This window comes from Micromonospora cynarisoli (assembly GCF_030518815.1).
GTDB lineage: Bacteria > Actinomycetota > Actinomycetes > Mycobacteriales > Micromonosporaceae > Micromonospora > Micromonospora wenchangensis.
Genome location: NZ_CP130426.1, coordinates 6,337,280 through 6,356,067 on the forward strand (window position 1 = coordinate 6,337,280; position 18,788 = coordinate 6,356,067).

An 18,788-nucleotide genomic window follows, 5' to 3' on the forward strand; every position below is an offset into this window, starting at 1 on the left:
CGAGTGGATCGACCGGCGCGACGCAGGGGCAGGGGTGGCGTGAGCGGGCACGTGGCGGTGCTGGGGGCCGGTTCCTGGGGGACGGCGTTCGCCAAGATCCTCGCCGACGCCGGTCGGGAGGTGACGATCCTCGCCCGGCGCGAGCAGGTCGCCGAGGCGATCCGCGTCCACCGGCGCAACCCCGACTACCTGCCGGAGCTGCGGCTGCCCGACCGGGTCACCGCGACGGGCGACGCGGCCAAGGCGATCTCCGGCGCGGAGCTGGTGGTGCTGTCGGTGCCGTCGCAGACGCTGCGCGGCAACCTCGCCGAGTGGGCCGGCCACCTCGCCCCGGACGCCACCCTCGTCTCCCTGATGAAGGGGATCGAGCTGGGCACCACCCGGCGGATGAGCGAGGTCATCGTGGAGACCGCCCGGGTCACCCCGGACCGGGTGGTGGTGGTCTCCGGCCCCAACCTGGCCCCCGAGATCGCCGTCGAACAGCCGGCCGCGACGGTGGTCGCCGGCACCGACGCCCGCCGCGCCGAACTGGTGCAGCAGTCGATCCGCACCCCGTACTTCCGGCCGTACACCAACGACGACGTGATCGGCTGCGAGCTGGGCGGGGCGGTCAAGAACGTGATCGCCCTGTCGTACGGGATCGCCACCGCGATGGGCTTCGGCGACAACACCCGGGCCATGCTGATGACCCGGGGGCTGGCCGAGACAGCCCGGCTGGGGGTGGCGCTCGGCGCCGACCCGATCACCTTCGCCGGTCTGGCCGGCATGGGCGACCTGGTGGCCTCCTGCTCGTCGCCGCTGGCCCGCAACCGCACCTTCGGCGAGCACCTGGGCCGGGGGGAGACCCTGGAGCAGGCGCAGGCGGCCACCCGGCAGACCGCCGAGGGCGTCAAGAGCTGCCTGGCGATCCGGGACCTGGCCCGCGCGCACGGGGTGGAGATGCCGATCACCGAACAGATCGAGCGGATCTGCCACGAGGGGATGGACCCGAGGCTCGCGGTGGACGCCCTGATGAGCCGGACCGCCAAGCCGGAGTCGTACGAGTGAGCGGCCCGCCGACCGGGCCCGGCGACCCGGCGACGCACTGGCACGACGGCACCCGGTGCGTGCACGCCGGGCTGCCCGAGCCGGAGCCGGGGCAGCCGTTCCTGCCCGGCCCGGTCTTCGCCGCGCCGTACCACCTCGACCCGTGGCAGGGGCCGGCCGCGACACCGAACGGCTACGGCCGCCCGGACAATCCGACCCGGCGGCTGCTGGAGGCGGCCATCGGCGAGCTGGAGGGCGGCGACTGCCGGGTGTTCGCCTCCGGGCAGGCCGCCATCACCGGGCTGCTGCTGGCCGTGCTGCGCCCCGGCGACACCGTGCTGCTGCCCGCCGACGGCTACTTCCCGGTCCGGGCGTTCGCCACCGCCACCCTCGCCGGGCTGGGGGTACGGGTCGGGTTCGTGCCCACCGCCGGGCCGTACCCGTCGTTTCGCGGCGTACGGCTGGTGCTGCTGGAGACCCCGGCGAACCCGGGCCTGGACGTGGCCGACATCGCCGCCGTGGCCGACGCGGCGCACGCGGCCGGCGCGCTGGTGGCGGTGGACAACACCACCGCCACCCCGCTGGGGCAGCGGCCGTTGGACCTCGGCGCGGACCTGGTGGTCGCCTCCGGCACCAAGGCGTTGACCGGCCACTCCGATCTGCTGCTCGGCTACGTGGCGTCCCGGTCGGCGGAACTGCTGGAGACGGTGACCGGGTGGCGCACCGCCACCGGCGCGGTGCCCGGGGCGTTCGACGCCTGGCTGGCCCACCGCTCGCTGGCCACCCTGGACCTGCGGCTGGCCCGGCAGTCCGCCAACGCGGCGGCCCTGGTCGACCTGCTCGCCGGCCGGCCCGACGTGACCGGGCTGCGCTGGCCGGGCCGGCCGGACGACCCGGCGTACCCGGTGGCGTCGCGGCAGCTGCGCCGGATGCCGGGGGTGCTCTCGTTCGACCTCGGCGACGCCGACCGGGTGGCCCGGTTCGTGGCCGCGTCCCGGCTGGTCGCCGCCGCGACCTCGTTCGGCGGCCTGCACACCAGCGCCGACCGGCGGGCGCAGTGGGGTGACGACACCGCTCCCGGGTTCGTCCGGCTCTCCTGCGGGGTGGAGGACACCGCTGATCTGGTCGCCGACGTGACCGCCGCACTGGACAGCGCGGGGGCGGCCGGTCCGCTATCGTGATGCCGGCCCGCACGGGCCCCGACCGGAGGAGGTGAGTCCGATCCACCAGACGTCAGGACCGGCGCTCCCCGTCGAGTCCCGTCGCTGCGGCAACGGAGTCCCGTCGCCACGGTAGCGACGGTGGGAGCGCCGACGTGCGCTCCCGAAAGGCATCACCATGGCATCCGATCCGTTCCCCCTCGACCCCGCCGCTCTCGTCGCCCGGCTGCGCGCCGCCGGCTGCGTCTACGCCGAGGACGAGGCTGCGCTGCTCACCGCCGCCGCCGACTCGCCGCAGGCGCTCGCCGCCCTCACCGACCGGCGGATCGGCGGTGAGCCGTTGGAACACCTGCTCGGCTGGGCCGAGTTCTGCGGCCGACGGGTCGCCGTCGACCCGGGGGTGTTCGTTCCCCGGGCCCGGACCGCGCTGCTGGTGGAGGCCGCCGCGTCGGTCGCCGGGCCGGCCCCGGCGCTGGTCGACCTCTGCTGCGGGTCGGGGGCGATCAGCGTGGCGCTGGTCGACCGGCTCGCCCCGCGCTGGCTCGCCGCCGTCGACGTGGACCCGGCCGCCGTCGCCTGCGCCCGCCGCAACCTGGCCGGCCGGGACGTCACCGTGGTGCAGGGGGACCTGTACGACCCGCTGCCGGCGCACTGGCGGGGCCGGCTGGACGTGGTGGTCGCCAACGCCCCGTACGTGCCGACCCCGGCGGTGGCGCTGCTGCCGCCTGAGGCCCGGCTGCACGAGGCGTCGGTGGCGTTGGACGGGGGCGTCGACGGGCTGGCCGTGCTGCGCCGGGTCGCCGTGGGTGCGGTCGACTGGCTGCGGCCCGGTGGTCACCTGGTGGTGGAGGTCAGCGCCGGGCAGGCCGAGGCGCTGGGTGCCGTGATGACCGGCCTGGGACTGCTGGCGACGGTCCTGCACGCCGACCGGTGGGACGCGACAGGCGTCCTGGCCCGCCTACCGGAGTGAGCGGCCGGCCGGTCCCGTGCTGCCGAGCCGGGTCCGTGCCGTCGGCACGGGTCCGGTAGCCCCCTGGCCGGGTCCGGTAGCCCCGGCCGGTCGTCGGCGGGATTGCCGCACGTGGGGCGTGACGGGCGGCGGGAACGGGAACTAACCTCACAGCAGGCCCGGTCGGAGGTGGCGGATGGTCAGCGTGGACGTGCCGGTGGTGGTCGGCCTCGACAACGGTGGCACGAGCAACAACGCCACGGTGCTCCGCCTGGACGGCCGGTTCCTGGTCGACGGGTTGGTGGAGACCCCCAGCGCGGTGACCGCCGGCCCGCAGGCGGCCATCGAGGCGCTTGCCGGTGCGTTCGACGGGGTGCTGGCGCACGCCGGGGTGCCCCGGGGGCTGGTCCGGGCGGTCGGGTTGGACACCCCCGGCCCGGCCAGCGCGACAGGTGTCATCTCGTCGCGGGGCTCGACGAACTTCGCCCAGCCCGCCTGGCACGGCTTCGACGTGCGCGGCGCGCTGGAACGTCGGCTCGGGCTGCCGGTGGTCTACCACAACGACGGCAACGCCGCCGCGCTCTACGCCCACCACGTCCACTTCGGAGCGCACGCGGCGACCCGGTCGTCGGTGGCGGCGATCGTCGGCACCGGCCTCGGTGGCGCTGTGGTGGTGGACGGCCGGGTGGTCACCGGGGCGGCCGGGATGGCCGGCGAGTTCGGTCACGTGCACCTCCCGCTGGCCGGGCTGCTCGCCCCCGACCAGCCCGAACCGCGCTGCGCCTGCGGTTTCGTCGGGGACGCCGAGAGCGTCGTCTCGCTGACCGCGATCCGGCGCAACCTGCTGCCGTACTGGCTGTCCCGGTATCCGGGGCACCCGCTGGCGCAGGAGCCGCCCGAGCGGGCCGCCACCCTGCTGCGCGGGTACGCCGAGCGGGGCGACGCGCTGGCCCGGGAGGTCTTCGCCCAGCAGGCGGCGGCGCTCGGTCGGCTGTTCACCATCGCGGCCAACTTCACCGATCCGCACGCGTACTTCGTCGGCGGCGGGGTGGTGGAGGCGGCACCGGAGTTCCGGGACTGGTTCCTCGACACCGTGCGGGCGCACACCGTGCTGCGGGAGGAGCAGGCCGCGCTGGCGGCCTTCGCGCTGGTGCCGGACCGGGACATGGCCGGCGCGCGGGGGGTGGCCATCGCCGCCGCGGAGGCGGTCCGGCCCGCCGCGACCCCGCCCACCGCCCCGGTCGACTGACCCGGCCCCGCCCCGCACCCCGTCGACGGGGTGCGGGGCGGGGCCGGGGTGGTCAGCGGCGCGGCGGGGCGGTGGCGAAGGCGGACCAGGCGGCGGGCGGGAAAAGCAGCACCGGGCCGCCCGGGTCCTTGGAGTCGCGGACCGCGACCCGGCCCGGCAGCGACGCCAGTTCGACGCAGGCCCCCTCGTCCCCGCTGTGGCTGCTCTTACGCCAGGCGGCCCCGGACAGGGCCCCGCCGATCGTCGGTGTCATCGGTCTCCTACCGTCCCTTCATCAGTTGCACGAGTTGGTCGCGGCTGTCGGCCGGGCTGAGCGCGACGGTCCGCAGGTTTTCCATGATCTTGGTGCAGGTACGCAGGTCACCCGGCCGGTCCAGGACCATCTGGCCGGCGACCGTCTCCACCGAGGCGATCAGCGGGTCCTCCGGATCGGCGAACTCCAGGATGTGCAGCGAGCCCCGGGTGCCCCGGTGGTAGCCGGCGGCGAGCGGGATCACCTGGACCGTGACGTTCGGCAGCTCCGAGGTCTTGAGCAGGTGACTGAGCTGCGCCTGCATCACCGTCCGGTCACCCACCGGGCGCAGCAGCGCGCCCTCGTCGATGATCGCGTCGAAGATCGGCGGTTCGGCGGCGGTGATCCGCTGTTGCCGGTCCAGCCGGAGTTTGACCCGCTGTTCGACCTGCTCGTCGGTGAGGGTGTGCGGCCCGCCCCGCATCACGCCCCGGATGTAGTCGGCCGTCTGGAGCAGACCCGGGACGATTGACGGTTCGAAGTTGGCGATCCCGGTGGCCTCGGCCTCCAGCGCGATGAAGTCGATGGTGCGTTTGTCGAGCAGGTGTGAGTAGGGCACCCACCAGCCGGGCTTGCGGGTGTCCTTGGCCAGCTGGACCGCGGCGACGATCTCGTCGGGCCCGACCCCGTAGAGGCTGAGCAGCGCGCGGACGGTGGCCGGGCTGACCAGCGTCTGCGCGTTCTCGTACCGGCTGAGCGTGCTGCGGGTGCTGTTGATCTCGTCGGCGGCGGCCTCCAGGGTGAGGCCTGCCGCTTCCCGGTGGGCGCGCAGGGCGATGCCCAGGCGGCGAGCCCGGGCGGTCTTCGGTGCCATGCGTCGATGGTGACACAGGTCTATGGGAAGACGTACATGAGAGAAGGTGTGATGAGAGTTGCATTCACGCCTGTGCACCTGTCAATCTGTAACGGAGTCCTCACCAGCGGTTGTCGTGGCGACGGCGGTGGTGAGTGACCGGAGGGGATGAGGCGCGTGGCGATCGGGTTTACTCCCCCGTTCCCGATCGCCACGTGCCGCCGCCGCACGCGTCGAGAAAGGACTTCCAACGGTGAGGGGCCTGATGACGGCGATGACGCGGTTCCTGGTGGTGCTCAGTGACGTCCGGCCGGTGGAGACGTCCACCCGTGACGAGCGGGCCCGGCCCGAGCGCCGGCGGCAGGTGGTCGGGGCCAACAGCCGGGAGGCCGCCGACCGGATAGCCGGGGCGTTCATGGCCTTGGGCATGGTCCGGGCCGGGCGGCAGCGGGTGAAGGTGATAGCGGTCGGCCGGGGGCGCGGCTACCGTCCCCACCGGCCCTGATCGTCACGTACCGTATCGGGTCGGATGACCGTTTGCGAGGGTCGCTCGCTTCCTGCCGGGTATCACCATCGGTCCGCCGCAACCCACAGTAAGGTCAGTCGGGTGAGCGCAACTGACGGCTCCGCAGTCGCGTACCGAGAGGTGACCCGAGTGACCACCCCAGGCAAGACCCGCGTGGCGATCGTGTTCGGCGGACGCAGCCCCGAGCACGGCATCTCCTGCGTCAGCGCGGGCAGCGTGCTCGGCGCGCTCGACCCCGACGAGTACGACGTGGTGCCGGTCGGCATCACCCGGCAGGGCCAGTGGGTGCTGACCAGCGGGGACCCGGGCGAGCTGGCGATCCGGGCGCGCAGGCTCCCGGAGGTCACCGCCGGCGCCGGGGCCGAGGTGGTGCTCCGCGCCGACCCCACCGCCGGTGGCCTGCTCGTGCTCGACCCGACCGAGGGTCCCCGCGCGCTCGCCGACGTCGACGTGGTCTTCCCGGTGCTGCACGGCGCGTACGGCGAGGACGGCACCATCCAGGGCATGCTGGAGATGGCCGACATCCCGTACGTCGGGGCGAACGTGTTCGCCTCCGCCGCCGCGATGGACAAGGAGTTCACCAAGAAGCTCTGTGCCGCCGAGGGCATCCCGGTCGGCCCGTACGCGGTGCTGCGCAACGGGATGACCCTCAGCGAGGCCGACAAGCAGCGGCTGGGCCTGCCAGTCTTCGTCAAGCCGTCCCGGGCCGGCTCGTCGTTCGGCATCACCCGGGTCGACGACTGGGCGCGGCTCGACGACGCGGTCGCCGTCGCCCGGGAGATCGACACCAAGGTGCTCGTCGAGGCCGCGGTCGTCGGCCGGGAGATCGAGTGCGGCGTGCTGGAGGGCGAGGCCGGCGGTGCGCCCGAGGCGTCAGTGCTGGCCGAGGTGCGGATGGTCGGTGACCGCGAGTTCTACGACTTCGAGGCCAAGTACCTCTTCGCCGACGAGGTCTGCGAGTACGACGTCCCCGCCGTCCTGCCCGACCGGGTCACCCACCAGGTCCAGGAGTACGCCACCCGCGCCTTCACCGCGCTGGACTGCTCCGGACTGGCCCGGGTCGACTTCTTCGTCACCCCCGACCTGGACGTCTATCTCAACGAGATCAACACGATGCCCGGGTTCACCCCGACGTCGATGTTCCCCCGGATGTGGGCGGCCAGCGGCCTGGAGTACCCCAAGCTGGTCAGCCGGCTGATCCGGACGGCCCTGCACCGGCACTGACCGCCGCGCCGGCAGTGGCCGGCCTCCTCCTCGCCACCGGCGTCCGGGCTGTGCCCGACGCTGGTCCACCTCGTCGTCGACGCCCCCTCCCCGCCGGTGCCGTTGCGGCCGGGCTGGCTGGACGGGGGCGTCGACAGGCGTCTCCCGGGTCGTGGAGCGTCCCCGGCCGGCAGCCGACGTGATCCGTCGCATATCCCAGGCCTAAAAAAACCGACGTCGGTTATGGCGTCGCCGGTCGTGTGGCACGGATTCCTGGCAATTATCGCCCGTTATTGTGATCAATAGTTGGACCTCAATATGCTGCCGGAGTTCGGATACGTGTAAGGGGCATAGGAGGTCCTCTTGAAATCCGCTCTGCGTTGGTCGGTGGGTGCCGGTGCCGCATTCACCCTCATTCTGGCCGGTGCGCCGGCAGCCGAGGCGAATTCCACCACGGTCGATCAAAAAGGAAACATCACCGCGATCGCCCGCACCCTGGACGGCCGGGCGATCACCAACGAGAAGATCGCCAAGGAGGTCACCGATTTCTGGACCCCGGAACGCATGGCGTCCGCCGTGGACCTGGACTTCCCGAAGTCGGCCCGGGCCGCCACGTCGTCGAACCGCGCGCCGAGGCCCACCGGTCCGGCCGGCACGGTCGCCCCGGTGGCCCCGAGCATCGCCAGCGGCCCCCGGACGATGCTGAACGAGGCGGTGACCGTGGGCAAGGTCTACTTCACCGTCCCCGGCGGCGGTACCGCCTCCTGCTCGGCCAGCACCGTCGCCAGCACCAAGCGGCGGCTCGTGGTGACCGCCGGCCACTGCGTACACCAGGGGGCCGGCGGTGGCTGGTACACCAACTGGCAGTTCGTCCCCCGGTACCGCAACGGCGTGCGGCCGTTCGGCACCTTCGTCGCCTACAGCCTCTCCACCCGGGGAGCGTGGGCCAGCTCGTCGAGCTACGCCGAGGACATGGGCATTGCGGTGATGTCCAACGGTGGCACGTACAACGCCAAGGTCGTCGACACCGTCGGCGGCAACGGGCTGCGCTGGAACTGGGGCTACTCGGTGGCGGTCACCGCCCTCGGTTACCCGTCCAACCTCGGCGGCGGTGAGAGCCAGTACTACTGCCAGGGCACGACCTGGGACGCCGGTGGCCAGGAGATCCGGATGTACTGCAACATGACCTACGGTTCCAGCGGCGGCCCGTGGTTGCAGGAATACAACGACTCGATCGGCGCCGGCTACATCAACAGCACCGTCAGCCACGGCGACAATCCGGGCAACGGGCAATTCGACGGCCCCTACTACGACGACGACATCAAGAGCCTGTACGACTTCGCCGAAGCCGGCTCTCCCGCGTAAATTCACCCTCCCCGCACCGGAGCCCCGGCCGACGGCCGGGGCTCCGGTCTGTTTCCGGGGCCGGGAAATGCGCCTGTCGGGTCGGTGTATCGGTATTCCGTCGGCCGGACACCGCTGTTTCGGCCCGACAGCGGGGCGTCGGTCAGGGGGTGGCCAGCACCTCGCGGAGCTTCGCGGCGAACTCCCGGGGCCTGCCGGCGTAGCCGGCGTGACCGCCGAGGAAGCCACCGTGGTGGCTCGGGAACACCGTCGCCTCCTGGCCGAGCAGGTGGGCGGTGCCGACTGCCGTCCGGGCGGTGTACGTCCCGGTCGACTCCTCGCCGACCGCGATGACGATCCGGGTCGGTGCGGCGGTGAGCGCCGCCGCGTCGGGGCGGTGGTCGGTGACCGGCCACGAGTTCTTCGACAGCAGCGGATCGTCCCGGCTGCCGTCGTCGTCGGTCGGCAGGCCGAACGTCGCCGGGTCGGGCTCGGGCTGGGCGAAGTAGGCGTCGGTGAACTCGCCCTGCCACGACGTCATCGCGATGAACGCGGCCATCCCCGCGCCGCTGCCCCGCGCCTGGTACGCCTCGTGGAAGGCGGCCCGCGCGCGCTCGGCGGCGGCGTCGGGCAGCACGGCGTTGACGGGCGGCTCGTGCGCCACCAGCGTGACGACGTCGTTGGGGTGGGCCGCGACCAGGGCGAGCGCGGTCACCGCACCGCCGCTGCTGGCGAACATGTCGACCGGACCGGCGTCGAGGCCGCGATCAGGTGGTGCAGGTCGTCGGCCTGCTGCCGGGCGTGTGCTCGGACCGGCCGTCGGTGCGGACGCTGCGGCCCCGGCCGCGCGGGTCGCAGGTGACGACCGTGCGGTCGGCGAACTGGGCGGCGAGCGCGTCGAAGCCCTCGGCCGTCATCGGCTGGCCGATCATGACCAGGGCGGGACGCCCGTCGGCCGGGGGGAGCGGGCCACGGACGTCGTAGACCAGTTCCACTCCCGGCAGGGTGAGCGTGTGCGTCCTCGTCATGACGCCGAGCCTACGGCCGGCCCCCGACACCGTCCGGCGGTCAGGAGCGGCGTGACCCCCTGATGAACTGGTCGACCGCCGTCCGGGTGATCCCGTCGAGCAGGTCGGGCGCGACCAGGTTGCCGTTGACCAGCGTGGCGATGCCCTGCAACGTGGCGAACAGCACGATGCCGGCACGGTCCGGGGGGCCCGGTTCCAGCACCCCCTGGGCCTGCCCCTGGGCGATCAGGTCGTGCATCAGCCCGAACGGTCCGGCGGCGGCCGCGACGAGGTGCTCGGCCCCCTCCCGGTGCTTGCTGGTGAACATCAGTTCCAGCAGGGCGGCGTCCTCGGTGGCGAACCGCAGGTAGGCGGCGGCCATGGCGTGCAGGCGCGGCCCGAAGTCCGCACCCGCGGCGGCGAGCGCGGCGCGCAGCTCCGCGTGCAGCCGGGCGAACCCGGCCTCGGCGAGGGCGTCCAGCAGCGCCTGCCGGTCGGCGAAGTGCCGGCGCGGCGCGGCGTGGCTGACGCCCGCCTCCCGGGCCAGTTCGCGCAGCGACAGCTGACCCGCGCCGTGCTGGCGCAGGCTGCGCTCGGCAGCGGCGAGCAGCGTCGACCGCAGGTTTCCGTGGTGGTACGCGGGCACGGGGGTCATCGTAGCCCGAAAAATGTCGTCGTTGCCGACATTGTTGTCGCCGTATACATTGTTTCCCATGACAACATTCACGACCGCCCAGATCCCCACCCTGACCGGCCGTACCGTCATCGTGACCGGCGCGAACAGCGGCATCGGCCGGGTCGCCGCGACGGCCCTCGCCGCCCGGGGCGCCCGGGTCGTGCTCGCCGTCCGCGACCCCGCCAAGGGGGCCGCCGCCGCTGCGGGCATGACCGGCGACGTCGAGGTACGCCGGCTGGACCTGGCCGACCTCGCCTCCGTCCGCGCCTTCGCCGAGGGCTGCACCGGGCCGATCGACCTGCTGATCAACAACGCCGGCGTGATGATCCCGCCGCCGACCCGTACCGCCGACGGGTTCGAGCTCCAGTTCGGCACCAACCACCTCGGGCACTTCGCGCTCACCAACCTGCTGCTGCCCCAGATCCGGGGGCGGGTGGTCACCGTCGCCTCCGGTGCGCACCGGGCCGGGAAGATCGACTTCGCCGACCTGAACTGGGAGCGCCGCCCCTACCGGGCGTTCCCCGCGTACGCCCAGTCGAAGCTGGCGAACCTGCTGTTCACCGCCGAACTGCACCGCCGGCTCACCGAGGCCGGCTCACCGGTGCTGGCGACCGCCGCCCATCCCGGCCTGGCCGCCACCAACCTGCTCGGGCACCTCGACGGCGACCGCTCCTGGTGGAACCGGCTCCAGACGGCCGTGACCAACCGGTTCGCGCAGAGCGAGGCCGACGGCGCGTCGCCCACCCTCTACGCGGCGGTCGCCGACATCCCGGGCGGCAGCTACGCCGGGCCGGACGGCCTTTTCGAAGGACGCGGCGCGCCGAAGCTCGTCGGCCGCTCGAAGAGGGCCCGCGACGGTGCCGTCGCCCGTCGGCTGTGGACGGTCTCCGAGGAGCTGACCGGCGTCACCTTCCCCCTGGCCGCCCAGCCCACCCGGTAGGCGGCCGGGGACCGGCCGCCGGGCGGTCCGCCGTCGGTCGTTTGTGGACGATGTGCCCGGGGAACAGGGCTGGTATGGCGAACGGACAGATGAGGACCGTCGGTGGTCTGCTCATGCGGGTTCTCGGTGTGCTGCTGGTCGTGGTGGGCGTGCTGGGGGCGCTTGCCTCGCTGACCCAGGGCAACGCCGTCGGGATGGTCCTGGGTGTCGTCCTCGTCGCCGGGGGCGCGGTGCTGCTCAAGCGCTCCGGGCGGGCCGGCCGCTCGGGAGCGGTGGCGTCGACCCGGTGACCGCGCGGCGACGTCACCGCCGCGACCGGCCGCCGTCGGTCGCGCCCCGGGGTGTCGGACGCCACGCGGTTAGGGTGGGGCCATGGTGTTCTGGCAGCTGACGATCGACGCGAACGACCCGGCCCTGCTGGCCCGGTTCTGGTCTGAGGCGTTGGGCTACCGGCCGACACCGCCGGCCGAGCCGGCGACCACCTGGAACGCGCACTTCCGTGGCCGGTTGGGTGGGGCGGCGGCGTTCGAGGACCGGCTGTTCGACCCGGCCGGGCTGCGTCCGCCGCTGTGGTTCCAGCGGGTGCCGCGGGAGCAGGCCGGGAAGAACCGGCTCCACCTGGACCTCTACCCCACCGGGCGGGACGACGCCCTGCCCCAGGCGCGGCGGATCGAGATCGTCGAGGCGAAGGTGGCCGAACTGGTCGCGGCGGGTGCGACCGTGCAGCGCCGGACCCGGGGCGACGACCCGGCGGACCTCTACTACTACGTCACCATGCACGACCCGGAGGGCAACGTGTTCTGCGTGAGCTGACCCCCGGGTCGCCCGGCCCCGTGCACGTGTCGGCGTTCAGCGGCGGCGCAGCGCCGGGTCGAGCAGGGCCGGCGGGGTGTCGTACTTCTCGTCGGGGGCCAGGTCGACGCCGGGGGCGACGATCGCGTCGATGGCGTCGAGCACGTCGGCGGTGAGCACGGTGTCGGCGGCGGCGAGTTGGCTGCGCAGGTGCTCCGGCGTGCGGGGGCCGATGATCGCGCTGGTCACGGCGGGGTGCGCGGTGACGAAGCCGAGCGCGAGCTGGATCAGGGTGAGCCCGGCGTCCTCGGCGACCTTGGCGAGCTGCTCGACGGCGTCGAGCCGGGCCCGGTTGGCGGCGACGGTGAGGTCGAAGCGCCCGGGCAGGACGTCGGCGCGGTGGGTGGTGATCTCCCGGCCCGCCCGGACCGCGCCCGACAGCCACCCCGAGGCGAGCGGGCTCCAGGCGAGCACGCCCAGGCCGTACTGCGCGGTGACGGGCAGGACGTGGGTCTCGATGCCGCGTTGCAGGATCGAGTAGCTGGGCTGCTCGGTGACGTACCGGCCCAGGTGGTGTTCCCGGGCGGCCCACTCGGCCTGCACGAGCCGGTACGCGGGGAACGTCGAGCAGCCGAAGTAGCGGATCTTGCCGGCCCGCTGGAGGTCGGTGAGCGCGGCCAGCGTCTCCTCGTCGCTGGTCGTCGGGTCCCAGCGGTGGACCCGGTAGAGGTCGACGTGGTCGACGCCGAGCCGGCGCAGGCTGCCGTCGAGCGCGGTGTGCAGCCAGCGGCGGGAGGTGCCCCGGTGGTTGCGTTCGTCGCCCATCGGCAGGGCCGCCTTGGTGGCCAGCACGATGTCGTCGCGGCGGCCGACGATGGCCCGGCCGACCAGTTCCTCCGACTCGCCCTGGCTGTACCGGTCGGCGGTGTCGATCAGGTTGATCCCGCCCTCCAGGGCGGCGTCGATGATCGCGGTGGCCTCGGCCTGGCCGGTGCGGCCGATGGCGCCGAAGTTCATCGCGCCGAGCACGAGGGTGCTGACCTGGACGCCGGTGCGGCCGAGGGTGCGGTACTGCATGACTGTTCCTCCACGGGGTGACGGGACGGCGCTCGGTCGGTGCCGCCGGGAACCTGGCGCGTGCGGACGTGCCGTGGGCTGGCGGGGGCGTGGTTGGTCGCCGGCCGTCCGGCTCTGGCATCATGGTGCAAGCGGAACCGTGTTCCGCTCCGAACTATACGGAACGCTGTTCCGTTTGCCAAGGTGTCCGGAGGTTGACGGAGCGATGGTCGACGGTGGACCGGGGTCGCCCACCCCGCGCAAGCGCGCCGACGCGCCCCGGAAGCGGGCCGACGCCCGGCGCAACGAGGCGACCCTGCTGGAGGCGGCCGCCGCAGCCTTCCGCGCCGCCGGTGTCGACGTGCCGGTACGCGACATCGCCGCGCGGGCCGGCGTCGGCGTCGGCACCATCTACCGCCACTTCCCGACCCGGGCCGATCTGATCGTCGGGGTCTACCGGCACCAGGTGCAGGCGTGCGCCGAGGCCGCGCCGACCCTGCTCGCCGACAGCCGCACGCCGCACGCCGCCCTGACCGCCTGGATCGACCAGTTCGTCGACTTCCTGGTCACCAAGCACGGTCTCGCCGGGGCGATGAACTCGGACACCGCCGCCTTCGAGACGCTGCACGGGTACTTCCTCGACCATCTGGTCCCCGCCTGCGCCCGCCTGCTCGACGCCGCCGCCGCGGCCGGCGAGATCCGCCCCGGCACCGATCCCCAGGAACTGCTGTTCGCCGTCGGCAACCTCTGCGCCGGCCGCGCCCCCTACTACGACGCCCGCCGGATGGTCGGCCTCCTCGTCGCGGGGCTGCGGCTGCGCTGAGGGGCGACGCCGGTGGCCGGGTGCCGCCCCTCGGGCCGACGTCGCCCGCCGGGCCGTGCGGGAGCGGATCAGCGCGCGTAGTGCGCGGCGACCGCGGCGAACGCGGCCTTCGGTTCCCAGGGCAGGCCGGGGTACGTGTCACCGGTGCGCCCGTCGAGCACCTTGACGACCCCGGGGCTGGCGAGGTCGAGGTCGTCGCGCGGGTCGCCGTCCGGTCGGTGCGGGAGGCTGGGCAGTGCGAAGAGGTGGACGAAGGCGCTGTCGACGCCCTCGCTGTCGAAGATGTCGAGCAGTTCGCTCAGGTACGCGGCCTGGCCGGGCTCGTCGCGCTCGTACTCCCCGTTGAGCCGGTGGGGTCTGCCGTTCGGGCCGTACTCGATGATCTCCATGCTGCGCGGCGCGACGTCGCCCGCGCCGCGCCAGGTCGCCGTGCCGAAGCCGGTGACGGCGACCGGCTTGGGCTGGTCGACGAGCCGGCGTACGCCCTCGCGGAACTGGTCGGCGACCTCGGCGGACCGGATCAGTTCGACGGTCACCACGTCGAACAGGTCCCAGTCGACGCCCTCGAACGGGATCGCGGCGTAGGTGACCCTCCCGTGGAAGCGTTCGCGGACCGCCGCCACGGTGGCGCGCAGGAACGCGTCGAGGCGGGTGCGGACCCCGGCGATGCGCTCGGCCCGGCCGTTCGGGTCGGTCAGCAGGTGGTCGAGGCGGTCCGCGAGGCGCTCCCCGCCGATGAAGCCACGGTTCATGATGCTCAGCTCGGCGCCGGTGACGAACACGATCTCGGCCCCCGCCGCGCGGAGCCGCTCGGCCCGCTCGGCGCAGTCGAGGAACAGGGCGCGGATCAGGTCGGGTTCCAGCTCCAGGGGGTACGGCGAGAACCAGACCTCCAGGCCGAGTTCGGCGGCGGTGCGGGCGGCGGACTCCAGCCGCCCGGGATCGCCGCCGACCAGGTGGACGGCGGTGCAGTGCAGGTCGTCCCGGATGATGGCCAGCTCGCGCCGGACCACCTCCGGGTCCCAGTGCGGCACCGAGCTGACGCCGTCGGTGACGAAGCCGGTGTCGTAGGCCATGCCCTTGGCGCGCATGTCGGTCCCTTTCGGTCGTGGTGCTCCCGGAGTTCGGAGGGACCGTAGCATATTTTTGCGTGCGCGCAATTTTGCGTGCGCGTACCGCGTGTGCGACAGTGGCACCGTGACCGGTCCATCGACGCTGCGGGAACGCAAGAAGCGGGCCACCCGGGAGGCCCTCCAGGCGGCGGCGCTGCGCCTCGCGCTGGAACGCGGGCCGGACAACGTCCGCGTCGAGGAGATCGCCCAGGCCGCAGGCGTGTCGCCCCGGACCTACAACAACTACTTCCCGAGCCGGGAGCAGGCGATCGTCGCCGGGGTCGCCGCCGACCGCGCGGCCGGCGTCGCAGCGGCCGTGCTCGCCCGGCCGGCCGGGGTCGGCCTCGCCGACGCGGTCGTCGACGCCGTCGTGGGCCTGTACGCCGACCCCGGCGACCAGCCGCCCGCCGCGCTGCTGATGATCGCCGCCAGCCCCACGCTGCGCGCCTGCTACGTCGAGGCCGTCACCACGTTCGAGGAACCGCTGGCCGGGGCGGTCACCACCCGCTGTCCCGGCGTCGGACCGCTGACCGCCCAGGTGCTCGCCGCCGCGGTCGGCGCGGCGGCCCGGGTGGCGCTGCGGCAGTGGCTGCACGGCACGGGCGAGGTGCCGTCGATGGCCGGTTTCGTGGTGCCGTCCGCGCCGCTGCCGGACCTCGTGCGGGCCGCGCTGCTGACGCTGGCCCCGGCGCTCGACGCCGCCGCGGCACCCTGACCCGCCCGACCGGCTCCGGTGCACCCCGCCCCGCCGGGCGGGAGCCGGACGCGCGGTCCGGTCCCGACCCGGCGGGACGCACGCCCCGGGTGAGGTGGTCAGGTACGGGACAGGGCGCGGTCACTGACCGAGGACTGGAGCCCGAACTGCCGGGCCCGGCGCTCGGCGAAATCGGTCAGGCCCTGGCTGTCGGCGTAGTCGAGGCTGTAGAGGTCCAGCTCCAACCGGAGCAACTGCTCGGCGATCTGGGCGTGGAACTCCAGCACGTCGGGCGGCCACGGCGCGTAGCCCTGGTCGGTCCAGCGGGCCGAGAACGACTCGAAGACGATCCCGTCGACGATCTCGGCCAGCCGGGGCAGCATGCCGAAACCCCGGTTCGCCAGCAGGTACGCGGGCTCCGCCTCCTCCCGGATCGCGGCGACCAGGGTGAGCAGGTGCGGCACGTCCTCCGGGAAGGTCAGCTCGACGTTGAGCGTGTCCAGGAACAGCCCGGCGAAGCCCTGCGCGATCGCCTGCTTCGCCTGCCCCACCACGTGCGACACCCACAGCGGATGGTCGACGTGGACGAACGCGCCGCCCCAGTCCGGGTTGCGCTCCTGCCGCTGCCAGGGCGCGGGCGGCCCCTGGTCCTCCGACAGCGACAGGTAGCCGAGGGTCTGCACGTTCTGCGCCGCGAGGTAGCGCAGCTCGGCCGGACGGTAGAAGTCCGGTTGCAGCACCACCCGTACGTAGCGGGTCAGTTCGGGCAGGCGGCCGTCGCCGTAGTAGAAGCAGATGGGGCGTCGGCTCATCACGTCCACCCGTGTTCCCGGTACCAGGCGAACGTGCTGCGGACCCCCTCCTCCAGGCTGACGCCCGGCTCGTAGCCGGTCAGCTCGCGCAGCCGGGACAGGTCCGGGCAGCGGCGGGCGACCGATCCCGGTGGCGCGCTCCCGGGTGCGATGGCGGGGCTGACCCCGGCCACCCGCAGCACCAGCTTGGCCAGGTCGCCGATGTTGGTCTCCTCGCGGTCGTTGCCGATGTGCACGATCTGCCCGGCGGCGGCCGGTGCCGCCATCAGCCGCACCATCGCCTCGACCGCGTCGTCGACATGGCAGAACGCCCGGAACTGGTCGGCCCCCGGGACGGGGAACGGGTCGGCCCCGCGCAGGGCGCGTAGCGACATCTCCGGGATGACGTGGTCGGCGCCCATCCGGGGGCCGTACACGTTGTGGAACCGGCCCACCACGGTCTCGAACCCCCGGGCCCGCGCCGTGTGCAGGAAGGCGGCCTCGCCGAGCAGCTTGCTGGCCGCGTACGCGAACCGCGGCGCGGCGATGTCGGAGATCATCGGCGGCACGGTCTCGTCGGTCGGCACCGGCACCACCCCGGCGGTCACGCCCCCGGCGTAGACCTCGCTGGTGGAGGCGAAGAAGACCCGCTCGCCCGGGGCCACCCAGTCGAGCAGGTGCAGCGCCGACAGGGTGTTGACCCGGATCACCCGGGCCGGGTCCTGCTCCACGTTGCGCACGCCGACGACGGCGGCGAGCAGGTAGACCTGGTCCCAACCGGTCGGCAGCGCCGCCCAGGTGTCCGGGCTGGTCAGATCCCCGGAGACCACCTGCACGGCCGGGTCGGCGCGGAGCCGGTCGAGGTCGGCGTCGTCGTGGCCCCGGGAGAAGTCGTCGACGATCGTCACCCGGTGCCCGTCGGTGACGAGCCGGCGGGCCAGGTGCAGGCCGATGAAGCCGGCCCCGCCGAGCAGCAGCGCCCTCATGCCGACACCGCCCCGACGGTCGCCGCGCCCGCGCCGGCCGCCCCGGCGGGGGCCGGTGGCAGGTAGCCGAGCCCGGCGTAGCGGACCCCGGCGGCCAGCACCGCGTCCGCGTCGAGCACCCGCCACGAGTCGTAGACGAACGCCGGTGGTGTCGCGCCGAGCACCTCCGGCACCCGCAACGCCCGGTAGTCCGGGTGGTCGTTGATGATCAGGACGGCGTCCGCCTCGGTGAACGCCTTGTCCAGGCTGACCGGCTCGCCCCCGTACTGGCGGATCACGTCGTCGGTGACCATCGGGTCGTGACCGAGGACGGTGACCCCGGCGGCGGAGAACACCCGCATCATCGGCTCGATCGGGGTGCCGCGCATGTCGTCGGTCGCCGGCCAGCCCTTGTACGCCCACCCGAGCACCGCCAGCCGGGCGCCGAGGCTGCGCCCGCGCGCCTCGACCAGCATCCGGACCACCGTCTCACCGACGTGGATCGGCAGGTACTCGTTGAGCTGGCGGGCCTTGCCGACGAGGAACGGCCGGCGGTCACCCGCACTGTCGATCATGATGTACGGGTCCTTGGAGAGGCAGCCGCCGCCCACGTACCCGGGCCTGGCGAGATCCGGACGCGGGTAGTCGACGTTGGCCGCCCGGATCACCTCCAGCGGGTCGAGGCCGTGCCGCTCGGCGACCAGCGCGATCTCGTTGCCGAACGCGTAGATCAGGTCGGTGTGGCAGTTGTTGGACAGCTTCACCAGCTCGGCGGCCTCCAGGGTGGAGACCGGGACGATGGTGCGGACCAGCCCGTTGAAGAACTCGGTCGCGGCGACCAGGCTGTCGTCGTCCAGACCGCCGATCACCTGCGGCAGCTCCACCAGTTCCCGCAGCGCCTGCCCCTGGATGGTGCGCTCCGGGGCCATCACCAGCTTCACCCGCTCGCCCCAGGCGGCCTGGAGTTCCGGCAGCACCACCCGGCGGCTGGTGCCCACCGGCACCGTGCTGCGGACCACCACCAGGGTGTCCGGCCGGCAGCTCGCCGCCACCACCCGGGCGGCGGCGGCCAGGTTCGCCAGGTTGGGCCGGTGGGTCATGTTGTCCACCGGCGTCGACACGCTGATCACCGCCACGTCGACGGTGTCCTTCGGCAGGTCGGCGGCGACGTGGATGCGCGTACCGAGGTGGGCGGCGAAGACGTCCTCGATGCCCGGCTCGAAGATGTGCGGCCGGCCGTGCGACAGTGCGTCCAGCACCGCCGGCGACACGTCGGCGCCGTACACCGTGAAGCCCTTGTCGGCGAGGGCGGCGGTGAGGGTGAGCCCCACGTAGCCCAGGCCCACGACCCCGATCTTCATGCTCATCTGCTGTCCTCTCGTGTGCGGGT

At 73.5% G+C, this 18,788-nt stretch carries 22 protein-coding genes; 12 read left to right on the forward strand and 10 right to left on the reverse strand.

All coding sequences use genetic code 11. The features are described 5' to 3' along the window. The first annotated feature begins 39 nt into the window (after positions 1–39). The 4 genes from Q2K16_RS27925 to Q2K16_RS27940 all read left to right on the forward strand — a co-directional run bounded on the left by Q2K16_RS27925 (position 40) and on the right by Q2K16_RS27940 (position 4,384). Positions 40–1,047 (forward strand): NAD(P)H-dependent glycerol-3-phosphate dehydrogenase, encoded by a 1,008-nt coding sequence (locus tag Q2K16_RS27925; RefSeq protein ID WP_145918311.1) that lies wholly within the window; start codon positions 40–42, stop codon positions 1,045–1,047. After that, positions 1,044–2,207 (forward strand): cystathionine gamma-lyase, encoded by a 1,164-nt coding sequence (locus tag Q2K16_RS27930; protein WP_302741143.1) that lies wholly within the window; start codon positions 1,044–1,046, stop codon positions 2,205–2,207. The genes Q2K16_RS27925 and Q2K16_RS27930 overlap by 4 nt, the downstream gene beginning before the upstream one ends. A 157-nt stretch (positions 2,208–2,364) precedes the next feature. Next, complete coding sequence (locus tag Q2K16_RS27935) at positions 2,365–3,156, forward strand: putative protein N(5)-glutamine methyltransferase (RefSeq protein ID WP_302741145.1); 792 nt, start codon at positions 2,365–2,367, stop codon at positions 3,154–3,156. Between the two features lie 175 nt (positions 3,157–3,331). Next, a complete protein-coding gene (locus tag Q2K16_RS27940; protein WP_302741147.1) occupies positions 3,332–4,384 on the forward strand; it encodes an ROK family protein in 1,053 nt (350 codons plus the stop codon). 52 nt (positions 4,385–4,436) lie between these two features. Here the strand turns inward: Q2K16_RS27940 and Q2K16_RS27945 are convergent, their stop codons facing one another. Next, complete coding sequence (locus Q2K16_RS27945) at positions 4,437–4,637, reverse strand: DUF397 domain-containing protein (RefSeq protein WP_145918315.1); 201 nt, start codon at positions 4,635–4,637, stop codon at positions 4,437–4,439. Between the two features lie 7 nt (positions 4,638–4,644). Further along, positions 4,645–5,490 (reverse strand): helix-turn-helix domain-containing protein, encoded by an 846-nt coding sequence (locus Q2K16_RS27950; RefSeq protein WP_302741150.1) that lies wholly within the window; start codon positions 5,488–5,490, stop codon positions 4,645–4,647. A gap of 253 nt (positions 5,491–5,743) precedes the next feature. On the opposite strand from Q2K16_RS27950, the gene Q2K16_RS27955 reads away from it, so the two are divergent. From Q2K16_RS27955 to Q2K16_RS27965, 3 genes are all read left to right on the forward strand, one after another. Continuing rightward, positions 5,744–5,974: a hypothetical protein gene (locus Q2K16_RS27955; RefSeq protein WP_145922616.1), complete on the forward strand. Its 231-nt coding sequence runs from the start codon at positions 5,744–5,746 to the stop codon at positions 5,972–5,974. Between the two features lie 150 nt (positions 5,975–6,124). After that, complete coding sequence (locus Q2K16_RS27960) at positions 6,125–7,219, forward strand: D-alanine--D-alanine ligase family protein (protein ID WP_302741152.1); 1,095 nt, start codon at positions 6,125–6,127, stop codon at positions 7,217–7,219. A 342-nt stretch (positions 7,220–7,561) separates the two neighbouring features. Continuing rightward, positions 7,562–8,563 (forward strand): trypsin-like serine peptidase, encoded by a 1,002-nt coding sequence (locus tag Q2K16_RS27965; RefSeq protein WP_302741154.1) that lies wholly within the window; start codon positions 7,562–7,564, stop codon positions 8,561–8,563. A gap of 142 nt (positions 8,564–8,705) precedes the next feature. Here Q2K16_RS27965 and Q2K16_RS27970 read toward each other — a convergent pair whose 3' ends face one another. The 3 genes from Q2K16_RS27970 to Q2K16_RS27980 are packed head-to-tail and all read right to left on the reverse strand — an operon-like array spanning position 8,706 to position 10,195. Beyond that, positions 8,706–9,281: a hypothetical protein gene (locus tag Q2K16_RS27970; protein ID WP_302741156.1), complete on the reverse strand. Its 576-nt coding sequence runs from the start codon at positions 9,279–9,281 to the stop codon at positions 8,706–8,708. A gap of 28 nt (positions 9,282–9,309) precedes the next feature. Then, complete coding sequence (locus Q2K16_RS27975) at positions 9,310–9,570, reverse strand: alpha/beta fold hydrolase (RefSeq protein ID WP_302741158.1); 261 nt, start codon at positions 9,568–9,570, stop codon at positions 9,310–9,312. 40 nt (positions 9,571–9,610) lie between these two features. After that, a complete protein-coding gene (locus tag Q2K16_RS27980) occupies positions 9,611–10,195 on the reverse strand; it encodes a TetR/AcrR family transcriptional regulator (RefSeq protein ID WP_302741160.1) in 585 nt (194 codons plus the stop codon). A gap of 67 nt (positions 10,196–10,262) precedes the next feature. Here Q2K16_RS27980 and Q2K16_RS27985 point away from each other — a divergent pair, with 67 nt between their 5' ends. The 3 genes from Q2K16_RS27985 (at position 10,263) to Q2K16_RS27995 (ending at position 11,978) form a co-directional block, all read left to right on the forward strand. Beyond that, positions 10,263–11,165: an oxidoreductase gene (locus Q2K16_RS27985; RefSeq protein ID WP_302741162.1), complete on the forward strand. Its 903-nt coding sequence runs from the start codon at positions 10,263–10,265 to the stop codon at positions 11,163–11,165. Between the two features lie 89 nt (positions 11,166–11,254). Beyond that, positions 11,255–11,455, forward strand: a complete 201-nt coding sequence (locus Q2K16_RS27990; protein WP_302741164.1) for a hypothetical protein — start codon at positions 11,255–11,257, stop codon at positions 11,453–11,455. Positions 11,456–11,537: 82 nt separating this feature from the next. Then, the gene (locus tag Q2K16_RS27995) at positions 11,538–11,978 is read left to right on the forward strand and encodes a VOC family protein (RefSeq protein WP_302741166.1); all 441 of its coding nucleotides are present in this window, start codon (positions 11,538–11,540) and stop codon (positions 11,976–11,978) included. Between the two features lie 36 nt (positions 11,979–12,014). On the opposite strand, the gene Q2K16_RS28000 is transcribed toward Q2K16_RS27995, so the two are convergent. Further along, positions 12,015–13,034 carry an aldo/keto reductase gene (locus Q2K16_RS28000; RefSeq protein ID WP_302741168.1) on the reverse strand — a complete coding sequence of 340 codons (1,020 nt, stop codon included), beginning with the start codon at positions 13,032–13,034 and terminating at the stop codon, positions 12,015–12,017. A 205-nt stretch (positions 13,035–13,239) separates the two neighbouring features. Here Q2K16_RS28000 and Q2K16_RS28005 point away from each other — a divergent pair, with 205 nt between their 5' ends. Then, the gene (locus tag Q2K16_RS28005) at positions 13,240–13,836 is read left to right on the forward strand and encodes a TetR/AcrR family transcriptional regulator (RefSeq protein ID WP_302741170.1); all 597 of its coding nucleotides are present in this window, start codon (positions 13,240–13,242) and stop codon (positions 13,834–13,836) included. Between the two features lie 68 nt (positions 13,837–13,904). Here Q2K16_RS28005 and Q2K16_RS28010 read toward each other — a convergent pair whose 3' ends face one another. Next, positions 13,905–14,927, reverse strand: coding sequence for a glycoside hydrolase family 113 protein (locus Q2K16_RS28010; RefSeq protein WP_302741172.1), 1,023 nt, complete (start codon positions 14,925–14,927; stop codon positions 13,905–13,907). Positions 14,928–15,033: 106 nt separating this feature from the next. On the opposite strand from Q2K16_RS28010, the gene Q2K16_RS28015 reads away from it, so the two are divergent. After that, positions 15,034–15,663 (forward strand): TetR/AcrR family transcriptional regulator, encoded by a 630-nt coding sequence (locus Q2K16_RS28015; RefSeq protein ID WP_302741174.1) that lies wholly within the window; start codon positions 15,034–15,036, stop codon positions 15,661–15,663. Positions 15,664–15,761: 98 nt separating this feature from the next. On the opposite strand, the gene Q2K16_RS28020 is transcribed toward Q2K16_RS28015, so the two are convergent. From Q2K16_RS28020 to Q2K16_RS28030, 3 genes are read right to left on the reverse strand one after another with little or no spacing between them, the layout of a single operon-like run. Further along, positions 15,762–16,454, reverse strand: a complete 693-nt coding sequence (locus Q2K16_RS28020) for a hypothetical protein (protein WP_302741176.1) — start codon at positions 16,452–16,454, stop codon at positions 15,762–15,764. Further along, positions 16,454–17,419 (reverse strand): NAD-dependent epimerase/dehydratase family protein, encoded by a 966-nt coding sequence (locus tag Q2K16_RS28025; RefSeq protein ID WP_302741178.1) that lies wholly within the window; start codon positions 17,417–17,419, stop codon positions 16,454–16,456. The genes Q2K16_RS28020 and Q2K16_RS28025 overlap by 1 nt, the downstream gene beginning before the upstream one ends. After that, entirely contained in the window at positions 17,416–18,765 is a 1,350-nt protein-coding gene (locus Q2K16_RS28030) for a nucleotide sugar dehydrogenase (RefSeq protein ID WP_302741180.1), read from the reverse strand. Before Q2K16_RS28030 ends, Q2K16_RS28025 begins: the two co-directional genes overlap by 4 nt. Between the last annotated feature and the right edge of the window lie 23 nt (positions 18,766–18,788).

Bases quoted from the DNA above. Each gene is read 5' to 3' on its own strand.
- Q2K16_RS27940 (WP_302741147.1), top strand. From the start codon at position 3,332: ATGGTCAGCGTGGACGTGCCGGTGGTGGTCGGCCTCGACAACGGTGGC.
- Q2K16_RS27950 (WP_302741150.1), bottom strand. From the start codon at position 5,490: ATGGCACCGAAGACCGCCCGGGCTCGCCGCCTGGGCATCGCCCTGCGC.
- Q2K16_RS27995 (WP_302741166.1), top strand. From the start codon at position 11,538: ATGGTGTTCTGGCAGCTGACGATCGACGCGAACGACCCGGCCCTGCTG.
- Q2K16_RS28010 (WP_302741172.1), bottom strand. From the start codon at position 14,927: ATGCGCGCCAAGGGCATGGCCTACGACACCGGCTTCGTCACCGACGGC.
- Q2K16_RS27985 (WP_302741162.1), top strand. From the start codon at position 10,263: ATGACAACATTCACGACCGCCCAGATCCCCACCCTGACCGGCCGTACC.
- Q2K16_RS27945 (WP_145918315.1), bottom strand. From the start codon at position 4,637: ATGACACCGACGATCGGCGGGGCCCTGTCCGGGGCCGCCTGGCGTAAG.
- Q2K16_RS28005 (WP_302741170.1), top strand. From the start codon at position 13,240: ATGGTCGACGGTGGACCGGGGTCGCCCACCCCGCGCAAGCGCGCCGAC.
- Q2K16_RS28025 (WP_302741178.1), bottom strand. From the start codon at position 17,419: ATGAGGGCGCTGCTGCTCGGCGGGGCCGGCTTCATCGGCCTGCACCTG.
- Q2K16_RS27955 (WP_145922616.1), top strand. From the start codon at position 5,744: ATGACGCGGTTCCTGGTGGTGCTCAGTGACGTCCGGCCGGTGGAGACG.
- Q2K16_RS27990 (WP_302741164.1), top strand. From the start codon at position 11,255: ATGAGGACCGTCGGTGGTCTGCTCATGCGGGTTCTCGGTGTGCTGCTG.
- Q2K16_RS27970 (WP_302741156.1), bottom strand. From the start codon at position 9,281: ATGTTCGCCAGCAGCGGCGGTGCGGTGACCGCGCTCGCCCTGGTCGCG.
- Q2K16_RS27975 (WP_302741158.1), bottom strand. From the start codon at position 9,570: ATGACGAGGACGCACACGCTCACCCTGCCGGGAGTGGAACTGGTCTAC.
- Q2K16_RS28000 (WP_302741168.1), bottom strand. From the start codon at position 13,034: ATGCAGTACCGCACCCTCGGCCGCACCGGCGTCCAGGTCAGCACCCTC.
- Q2K16_RS27935 (WP_302741145.1), top strand. From the start codon at position 2,365: ATGGCATCCGATCCGTTCCCCCTCGACCCCGCCGCTCTCGTCGCCCGG.
- Q2K16_RS28030 (WP_302741180.1), bottom strand. From the start codon at position 18,765: ATGAGCATGAAGATCGGGGTCGTGGGCCTGGGCTACGTGGGGCTCACC.
- Q2K16_RS28020 (WP_302741176.1), bottom strand. From the start codon at position 16,454: ATGAGCCGACGCCCCATCTGCTTCTACTACGGCGACGGCCGCCTGCCC.